A 10,203-nucleotide genomic window follows, 5' to 3' on the forward strand; every position below is an offset into this window, starting at 1 on the left:
CCAACGGAATTCCCTTTTTTTATAGGGCTGTGCTTAATGGGCCTCTAGCCAATTGTTCCCGACCCCCAATTCCACATCAAGGGGCACGGATAATTTGTAGGCGTTTTCCATCTCTGTCTTGATCATGGTCTTTAGCTCCTCCAATTCCGGCTTATACACGTCGAACACCAATTCATCATGCACCTGCAGGAGCATCTTGCTTTTATATTTTCCTTCTTCGAGTTTTCTGTGAATATTGATCATTGCAATTTTTATAATATCAGCGGCACTTCCCTGAATAGGTGCATTTACTGCGTTACGTTCCGCGGCTCCCCGTACAATGGCATTACTTCCATTGATATCCTTGAGATACCTTCGTCTGCCCAACACGGTCTGAACATATCCATTTTCCCTAGCGAATTCTATTTGTTCACTTATATAATTGCGCAATTTGGGGTAGGTTTTATAATAGGTTTCTATTAGTTCCTTGGCTTCTGCACGGGACAGGTCGGTTTGGTTGCTCAATCCAAATGCCGATACACCATATATAATACCAAAATTTACGGTTTTGGCATTGCTTCGCTGTTCCCTTGTAACCTCCTGTAAAGGCACGTTGAATACCTTGGACGCAGTGGAAGCGTGAATGTCCTCTCCGTTTTTAAAGGCCTCTATCATGGTAGACTCTTCGCTTAGAGCGGCAATAATGCGCAACTCTATCTGCGAATAATCCGCTGCCAACAAGGTGTATTCCTCATTTCTTGGAATGAATGCTTTCCTAACCTGCCTTCCCCGCTCCGTTCTAATAGGGATGTTTTGTAGGTTGGGATTGTTGCTGCTTAATCTACCGGTAGCGGCAACGGTTTGCATATAGTCTGTATGCACTCTGCCGGTACTTTCCTCAATTTGTTCCGGTAGGGCATCTACATAGGTGCTTTTTAGTTTGCTTAGACCACGGTAGTCCAATACACTTTGGATTATTTCATGGTCTTTGGCCAGATAGGATAGTACATCCTCGGCAGTGGAATATTGACCTGTTTTGGTCTTTTTGGGTTTGTCCACCAGTTTTAGCTTATCGAATAATATTTCGCCCAATTGTTTTGGTGAAGCAATATTGAATTCCTCTCCTGCTTCCTTGTAGATTTTTAATTCCAGGTTTTTGATGTCGTTGTCCAAATCCTCGGCAAGCGAATTTAAAAAGGCCTTGTCCAGATTGATTCCTTCCTGTTCCATATCGGCCAGGACATGTAATACGGGAATCTCTATCTTATTAAATAATTCTTCGGTGTTAGCCTCTTTTAATTCTGGTCGGAAGTGTTGTGCCAATTGAAAAGTAATATCGGCGTCCTCTACGGCATATTCGGTTTGTTGTTCCAAAGGAACATCCCTCATGGATAATTGGTTCTTCCCTTTTTTGCCTATAAGTTCGGTTATGGAAATTGGGGTGTAGTTCAAATACGTTTCCGCCAGAACATCCATGTTATGGCGCATGTCCGGATTAATAAGGTAATGGGCAAGCATAGTATCAAAGCATTTGCCTTTTATGGAGACATTGTATTTGTGTAGTACTTTGATGTCATATTTTAGGTTCTGCCCAATTTTTTCAATGTTTTCCGCCTCAAAAAAGGGTCGCAATTGTTCAATAATCTCCTGCGCCTGCTCCCTGTTTTCGGGAAATGGAACATAAAATCCTTTGCCGGCTTCCCAGCTAAAAGCTATACCTACCAATTCGGCTGTAAGTGGGTTTAATCCCGTGGTTTCAGTGTCGAAACAAACCGAGGTTTGTTTCATTAAATTCTGGACAAAAAGTTTCATGGCCATACCGGGAAGAATACTTTGGTATACATGAGAAGCTTCCTTTATGTTTTTTCTGCTGGAAACTTCCTTTATTGTTCCCCCGCTAACCTGTCCGTCACCACCAAATAAGGAAAATTGGCCTCCTCCGGCCTCAGTTTGTTTCTTTTTTGAAACAGGGCTGTTTTCCTGTTTGCCCTCCTTCGCACTATCGTTATCCGATTCGGACGAAAAGAGCTTTAGGAATTGGTCTTTAAGTCTACGGAATTCCAGCTCCTCGAAAATCTCCTGTACTTTTTCGCCATCGGGCATGGAAAGCTCATAATCTTTGGCGTCAAAGGTTACATCACAATCCACAAATATAGTTGCCAGTTTTTTGGAAAGTATGCCCAGTTCTGCATTTTCTTGGACTTTTTCCTTCATTTTGCCTTTGAGCTTATCGGTATTCGCAAGCAAATTTTCCATTGAACCGAATTCCTCTATAAATTTTTTGGCGGTTTTGTCCCCCACTCCTGGTAATCCGGGAATGTTGTCACTGGCATCGCCCATCATTCCCAAATAGTCTATTACCTGTTCCGGACGTTCAACCCCAAAGCGTTTTTGGACTTCGGGTATGCCCCAAATTTCTATACCATTGCCTAATCTTGCAGGGCGGTACATAAATATGTTCTCGGATACCAATTGTCCAAAATCTTTGTCCGGGGTAACCATATATACCTTATAGTCTTCTTTTTCTGCCTGCTTGGCCAAAGTGCCAATAATATCATCGGCCTCCATTCCCTCCAATTCCACTACAGGAATATGCATGGCCTTTAATATATTCTGAATGTAGGGCACGGCTATTTTAATGGCGTCCGGTGTGGCATCCCTATTGGCTTTGTATTCAGCGAACATTTCGGTACGGTCCGCACTTCCTCCCTTGTCAAAACAAACTGCCAAATGATCCGGTTTTTCCCTTCTTATTACGTCCAATAAAGAATTCATGAATCCCATAATGGCGGAAGTGTCCATTCCCTTAGAGTTTATTCTTGGGTTTTTTATGAGTGCGTAATATCCCCGAAAAATGAGCGCATATGCATCAAGTAAGAAAAGTCTTTTTTGTTCAGCCATTATATTTGATTCTTGTTAAGATTTGGATATTGTGAATTGATTATTAGGATTTCAAAAAAGTCTCCGTCGGATTATTGCTTTGTCCTGCCTCGGTAAATTTGCTATAGCTAAACCCGGGATGTATACAATAACCTCCGGTTTCCCCTTTCTTGTTGATGGCGATAAACCCAATTTGGAAATCCCTTCTATCCTTGTTTTTTTTCATTATTCGTCTTACGCCTTCTTCGCATGCCTCTTGCGGCGATTTCCCCTGGCGCATAAGTTCTACGATAAGGAAGCTGCCAACGGTTCTAACCACTTCTTCCCCGACCCCTGTGGCTGTTGCTCCGCCAACTTCATTGTCTACAAACAGTCCGGCACCTATAATTGGGGAGTCGCCAACACGTCCTGCCATTTTGTAGCCCATTCCACTTGTGGTACAGGCCCCGGCGATATCACCATTTTTGTCAATGGCAAGCATGCCTATGGTGTCGTGGTTTTCTATGTTGATAATGGTTTCGTATTTGGATTTTTTCTTCCATTCCAGCCAGTCTTTTTTGGCCTTTTCAGTAAGTAGATTTGTTTTTGGGAACCCTTTTTCATAAGCAAATTGTTCTGCTCCCTTTCCGGCCAACATTACATGAGGAGTGTCTTCCATTACCTTTCTGGCAACCGAAATGGGGTGTGCAATATTTTCCATACATAGTACCGCACCGCAGTTTCCATCCTTGTCCATGATGCAGGCATCCAATGTAACATGGCCATCCCTGTCCGGTCTTCCGCCGTTGCCAACGGTTTCGTTGCTAAGATCTGCCTCCTCTATCATTACCCCTTGTTCCACTGCATCCAGCGAAGAGCCTCCTTTTTCCAAAACCTCCCAAGCCTTTGCCGTGGCATTCTTAAAATTCCATGTGCAGATGGCAATAGGTTTTATCGTTTCCATGTCTGCTGACATAGGCGGTAACTCTTTTTTTGCGTCTTGACATGATGCGAAAAGTGGTGCTGAAATTATTCCAGCAGTGCTTAGGGTAGAATTTTTAAGGAAATTTCTTCTTTTCATAAGATAGTGTTACTTAATTTTAAGGTTCTAAATATAAGAAATATGATTGTAGAAGTATGTGCCAATTCTTTAGAATCTGCCCTGAATGCCCAAAAAGCTGGTGCTGACCGAATTGAGTTGTGTGCCGAGCTTGCCGTAGGTGGGGTTACCCCTTCATTTGGGCTATTGCAGCTTGTAAAGGAACATATTTCTATCCCTGTAAATGTATTGATTAGACCCAGAAGTGGGGATTTTACCTATTCCGATCTGGAATTTGAGATTATGAAAAGAGATATTACATTATGTAGGGAGCTGGGTTTTAATGGAATTGTTTCAGGGGTGTTGTCCAAGGATTTTACCTTGGATTATAAAAGAACAAAAGAATTGATAGAAGCCTCCAGGCCATTGCAATTTACTTTTCATAGGGCTTTCGATTGGGTAAGGGATCCTATGGTTGTCTTACGGCAATTGCAGGAATTGGAAGTGGATACCATATTAAGTTCTGGACAGCAAAATTCTTCGGCCCAAGGAATGGGGTTGTTGACCGGGTTGTTAAAAGTATCCAAGGACTGTGTTATTATGCCCGGGGGAGGAATTCGCGATACCAACGTATTGGAATTTAAGAAGAATCGATTTGCGGCGGTGCATTTGTCAGGGGTAAAATTTCACAAAACCCTGGATCATACGCCCGAAATTCCAATGAGCAGTCCTGGTTTTCTCAGGGATGATGAAGTAGCTATCAGCCATTTGGCAACCTTGCAGGAGGTGGTCCGCTTAGTTAAAGAATAGTAAAAAATCACCTAATGGATTTGAAACCAATATCTTTACTTAAAAAATAAGGAATGCTACGTTGGATTGTTTTTATTGTCATTTATATAACACTCGGAATTTATACTTTGCAGGCAATAAAGGCTGCAACCCGTTATCCCTGGGTCTATTTTGCCTATATGGCATTATCACTTTTTGTTTTAGGGAATTTCATCTATCAGTTTACTATGGGCGATGACCCTGGTAGGGTATTGAGTGTTCCAAAAAGTTATGCTTTTGGTCTCCTTTTGGCAATACTTACTTTTATGTTGATTACCATTGTATTTTTATTCTCCGAAGATATTTTTAGGTTTCTTACGGCAAGCTATCACAAAATATTTGGCGGGACCAAAGAATTCAGCCTCCCCCAACGAAGACGTTTTTTAAGTACCCTTGCCATGGGGATTGCCGCTTTGCCATTCTCGGCATTGTTGTATGGGATGGTTAAGGGGAAGTATAATTTTAAAGTGCTTAAGTATAATTTGGAATTCGATGACTTGCCCAATAGCTTCGATGGATATCAAATAACCCAAATATCGGATGTGCACAGTGGTAGTTTTGATAATAGGGAGAAAATTAAATACGCAATAAACTTGATAAACAAGCAAAAAAGTGATGTGTTGCTTTTTACAGGGGATATGGTGAACAACATGGCAGAGGAAATGTTGCCATGGAAAGGCCTGTTTTCAACATTAAGTGCAAAGGACGGTAAGTTTTCAGTGCTGGGGAATCATGATTATGGGGATTATGTGGATTGGGAGACGGAAGAAGCTAAGAGGAACAACTTAAGCGATCTAAAAAATTTGCAAAAAGAAATGGGTTTTGATCTATTGCTCAATGATAGTAGGTATTTGCAAAAAGGAGAGGATAGAATTGCTTTGATCGGCGTTGAAAATTGGGGAAGGGGAGGATTTAAAAAAGCTGGCGACCTTAAAAAGGCTGTCTCCAATATTAACAAGGATGATTTTAAAATTTTAATGAGCCATGACCCTTCCCATTGGGAAGATCAAGTGTTAAAAGATGATTATCACTATCATCTCACCTTAAGTGGACATACCCATGGCATGCAATTTGGGATAGAAATTCCAGGATGGATAAAATGGAGCCCGGCCAAATGGAGGTATAAATATTGGGCGGGAGTATATGAGGAAATGGGGCAGATGATAAATGTAAACCGTGGATTTGGATTTTTGGGATATCCTGGAAGAGTTGGTATATGGCCGGAAATAACTGTGATTACCTTAAAAAAGAGGTCGTTAACCTGATTTTAACTACTACCTTGTCGACAAAAACGATAGCACTAGTTGTATTTTAACATTTTTTCTTATTTTTGATTTATAACCCAATGTATAGTATATGTCTAAATTTGGTGAATTAATTGATATCAATGTTCCTGTGTTATTGGATTTTTACGCAGAGTGGAACGAACAGTCAACAGCCATGCACCCTGTACTACGGGATGTTGCCGCTGCCTTGGGCGATAAGGGCAAGGTTATTAAGATTGATGTGGATAAGAATAAAGAGCTTTCCCAGGCATTGAGGGTGAAGGGCCTGCCGACCTTGATGATATACAAGAAAGGTGAAATGGTTTGGAGGCAAAGTGGGGAGCAGGATGCAAATACCCTTATTGGGATACTCAATGAGTATCTATAACTTATTAAACAGTATATAAAAAAACCGAGACTTAAGTCTCGGTTTTTTTTGTGTCTTTTATTCCGGAACTACTATGCTGTCCAATTGTTCTTCCGGTATAGCATCTATGGCCGATGAATCCATTAGGTCAGGATCGGAAGTTGGAGCTTGTATGCCCTCCATTGGGTCGTTGCGATAAAAGCGTTCAAACTTCTCTATGTATTCGTTGAAGATGAGGGTTTCCTTTTCGGCAGTTTCCTGATCCTGGTTGGTAATTAAAATGTCGATATTTCTACTGTAGGCCTCCAGGTCGGGAATAATTTCGTCCAGGAACATCCGCTGTTCCTCAAAAGGTAAATTGGCATAATAGTCCAAACGTTCCTGGTAGATATTTTTTAATTTTTGAAATAGATCCCTAGCTTTTTTGGTTTCCCCTACCTTAAAGTACCCATCTATAAACGGTTCTACAAAAGCGTAATACCCGAAATATTCAACAGGCATATTTTCCATAGCAATATTGATGACGTCCTTCGCCTTTTCAATCTTGTTTTCGTCTATCAAAGTTTCGGTAAGCCGTGCTAAGTTACCTCTAAAGGAAAGTGCCTGTGTGCGGGTTTGGGGGTCGTGATAAATATCCGGGCTTCCAGCATTGCCCCAATCCCATTTTTTTACAATATCGTACATAAGATCGGCGTCTATTCTGCCCATCTCATAAGAACTTCTATTTGTTGTTTTAATAGGTACCAGTTTGTAAACCAGGCCATCCAATTGAAGATAATCTTTCATCCAAATGTATTCTGCGGCATCAAAACTTCCCCCGGAGAAGTATATGGGGCGTTTCCAGTCATTGTTGGCAATGATGTCCAACATCAGGATTCGGTTTTTGGGCAGCGCACTTTTTGGTAAGTCAATATCAATATAATCCACAATTAGTGCCGAATCTTTTTCTTTGACCAAACCACTCTCCAGAACATTTTTCTTGTTTACCGGAACCCTAATTTTATTGGTCGGATAGTAGACAACATCCAAATTGCTTTCGGAATACTGGCTTAGATCCGCACCTTTCTTCTGTAGTATGCTTCTAAATTTGGTTTGTTCCTTGTCACTCCCTACCCAGTTCATAAAGTCTTTTATGTCCCATCTGCTTTCGGTAAGCTCATTAAAGTATATGGCATCCCTAGACCCCCATTTGTATTCGTTATGGGTAAGCTGAGAGGGAATTGGCTCGCTTTCGTAGGCTTTCTTTTTCATTTGGTCTATGTACCAATCTGTGGCAAAAAGGCTAGTGTTTACCACGCGTACATCCGTTCTGTAGCCTTCAATTTCTTGGGCGTACCACAGTGGGAAAGTGTCGTTGTCCCCTATAGTGAACAAAATAGCACCCGAGTCTTCCTTGGTTGATTCCAGATAGGCCTTTGCGGTAGATTTGGCAGTGTACCTATTGGATCTATCATGGTCATCCCAATTTTGGAATGCCATTACTCCTGGAACCGCCAAAAGACAAAGGATAGTAATTCCGGGAGCCAATATTTTGGGGCTCAAAAGCTTTTGGAATTCATCAAAAAGTCCATATACGCCCAGGCCTATCCATAGGGCAAAAACATAAAAGGAGCCCACCAGGGAATAATCCCTTTCCCTAGGCTGAAAAATGGCCGGATTGGTGTAAAACTGGATGGCAATACCCGTAAACATAAAGAACACGAACAAAGCCCAAAATTGTTTGGGGTTTTTGCTTATTTGGAAGATTAGGCCAATAATGCCAAGTAGTAAGGGGAGGAAGAAATAGGTGTTCCTGCCTTTATTGTTCTTAATATCGCTGGGAAGGTTCTCCTGACTGCCTAACCTTGCATTATCAACAAAGTTTATACCGCTTAGCCAATTTCCATGGTTGTCATACCTTCCTTGAATATCATCTTGCTTACCAACAAAATTCCACATAAAGTAACGCCAGTACATATAGCCAAATTGAAATTGGAACATGTATTTTATATTTTGCATTACTGTAGGGGGTTGTACATCTATATATTCACTAAACTCCCTAAGGAATCTTATATATTGGGAAGTGTCTATTTCTCCCTTGGCGTAACCGTCCTTAAATTGGTTTACGGCTTCCCTTAGTTCGTTGTTCCCAAGATAATCAGATTTTATCCTAAAGGTCAGCGGGTCAAAATACTTCATGTAATTTTCTGCATTCTGTTCGCTCCACATCCTTGGCAAGAGTCCTACGTGATCGGAGTTTGGTCCTTGCAGCGCATCCTTATAGTTGTTTACAATAATATATTTTCCGGCCTTTAGGTCTTTTTCGTATTTGGGTTTCTCGTCCTTTTCATCCCCTGCAGGGGCAAAAGTGTCCGAGTAATAGGCGCCATAAACAGGGCTGTCCACTCCAGGGTATTGTTCACGGTTGTAATAGGCCAACAAAGATCTGGCATCCGCAGGATCGTTTTCGTTGATGACCACATCGGCATTTGCCCTAATCGGAAGCATTAGCCATGAAGAGAACCCTAAAAATAGAAACATTAGACAGAGCACAATGGTGTTGGCTACGGTATAGTTGTTGTTGCGCGTGTAGCGTAACCCCCAATAGAAAACACCTATAAAAATGAGGCCCATAATAATGGTTCCCGAGTTAAATGGCAGGCCAATGGTGTTGATGAAAAACACCTCACTCCAACCAAAAACTTTTAGTACATAGGTCAATGAAAATTTATAGACCAGCATCAATATGGCAACTACAATAATATTGGCCAAAAGAAAATTCTTTATTGTTGTGGTCTTGTAGGTTTTAAAGTAGTACAATAAACCTATTGTAGGTATCGCCAAGAAGCCCATGAACTGGATCCCAAAGGTAAGTCCAACCACAAAAGAAATAAGTATTATCCATTTATTGCCTCGTGGGTTCTCCAGGTCATCTACCCATTTTAATCCTAGCCAGAGCAGTAGGGACATAATTAAACTGGCCATTGCGTAGACTTCGGTTTCTGTTGCGTTGAACCAAAAACTATCAGAAAAGGTAAAGGCCAAGGAGCCTACGATGCCACTTCCTAAAATGGCCAAAGCTTTGCTGTTGGTTATGACTTCCTCTTTGGATATAAGTTTTCTTGTGAGGTTGGTAATGGTCCAAAACATAAAAAGAATAGTGAAGGCACTGGAAACCCCGGAAACGAGGTTTACCATCTTTGCAACCTGGGTGGGTTCCAGGGCGAACATGGCCATAAAAGCCCCGATCATTTGTAGCAAAGGTGCTCCTGGTGGATGCCCTACCTGTAGTTTGGCCGCTGTTGAAATATATTCACCAGCATCCCAAAAACTGCTAGTAGGTTCAACGGTTATTCCGTAGGTAATAAGGGCTATAAAAAAAACAAACCATCCTGTGATGGTATCCCATTTTTTGAAATTTTTTGAAAACATGCGGTTTGTCGTTTGTCCGAGGGGCGAATTTACTAATTTAAATAGATAATGGGATATATATTTCATAAACCTTTAACATGATATATGGGGCAAGGTGGCTTCAATAGAGAGGCCAATGTAGGGAATGCAAAGGAGTGTTCCTTTTAAAGAGTACTTTAAAATATTGCAGGAACCCTTTGCATTGCAGGTTGTTGTAGAATATTTCTCTATTTTTTTAGAATATGACTCAAAAATATTTGTGCATATAAAACTTTGTTTTAAATTTGCACGCTCAAACGAGGTAGTGGCCTATGGTGTAATTGGTAACACAGCTGGTTTTGGTCCAGTCGTTCTAGGTTCGAGTCCTAGTAGGCCAACATAGTAATCCCCTGATTTTAATAAAATCAGGGGATTTTTTATTTCAAGGTAAATCAGAATTGATTTTGGATCATGCTTAGGATCAAGAACAATTATTG

6 protein-coding genes and 1 tRNA gene are annotated in these 10,203 nt (G+C 41.1%); 4 read left to right on the top strand and 3 right to left on the bottom strand.

Translation table 11 applies throughout. The features are described 5' to 3' along the window. Positions 1–33 precede the first annotated feature (33 nt). Both polA and KO529_RS08080 read right to left on the bottom strand, forming a co-directional pair. Positions 34–2,880 (bottom strand): DNA polymerase I, encoded by a 2,847-nt coding sequence (gene polA, locus KO529_RS08075; protein ID WP_215947399.1) that lies wholly within the window; start codon positions 2,878–2,880, stop codon positions 34–36. 43 nt (positions 2,881–2,923) lie between these two features. Continuing rightward, positions 2,924–3,919, bottom strand: coding sequence for an isoaspartyl peptidase/L-asparaginase family protein (locus KO529_RS08080; RefSeq protein WP_215947400.1), 996 nt, complete (start codon positions 3,917–3,919; stop codon positions 2,924–2,926). Between the two features lie 42 nt (positions 3,920–3,961). Between KO529_RS08080 and KO529_RS08085 the strand changes: the two genes are divergently transcribed. From KO529_RS08085 to KO529_RS08095, 3 genes are all read left to right on the top strand, one after another. After that, positions 3,962–4,687 carry a copper homeostasis protein CutC gene (locus tag KO529_RS08085; protein ID WP_215947401.1) on the top strand — a complete coding sequence of 242 codons (726 nt, stop codon included), beginning with the start codon at positions 3,962–3,964 and terminating at the stop codon, positions 4,685–4,687. Between the two features lie 53 nt (positions 4,688–4,740). Beyond that, positions 4,741–5,970 carry a metallophosphoesterase gene (locus KO529_RS08090; RefSeq protein ID WP_215947402.1) on the top strand — a complete coding sequence of 410 codons (1,230 nt, stop codon included), beginning with the start codon at positions 4,741–4,743 and terminating at the stop codon, positions 5,968–5,970. Between the two features lie 91 nt (positions 5,971–6,061). Then, positions 6,062–6,358 carry a thioredoxin family protein gene (locus KO529_RS08095; protein WP_072862855.1) on the top strand — a complete coding sequence of 99 codons (297 nt, stop codon included), beginning with the start codon at positions 6,062–6,064 and terminating at the stop codon, positions 6,356–6,358. Between the two features lie 57 nt (positions 6,359–6,415). On the opposite strand, the gene KO529_RS08100 is transcribed toward KO529_RS08095, so the two are convergent. Continuing rightward, positions 6,416–9,748, bottom strand: a complete 3,333-nt coding sequence (locus tag KO529_RS08100) for a glycosyltransferase family 117 protein (RefSeq protein ID WP_215947403.1) — start codon at positions 9,746–9,748, stop codon at positions 6,416–6,418. Between the two features lie 284 nt (positions 9,749–10,032). Between KO529_RS08100 and KO529_RS08105 the strand changes: the two genes are divergently transcribed. Beyond that, a tRNA-Gln gene (locus KO529_RS08105) sits at positions 10,033–10,104 on the top strand. The last annotated feature ends 99 nt before the right edge of the window (positions 10,105–10,203 follow it).

The organism is Arenibacter algicola (assembly GCF_018860365.1).
GTDB lineage: Bacteria > Bacteroidota > Bacteroidia > Flavobacteriales > Flavobacteriaceae > Arenibacter > Arenibacter algicola_B.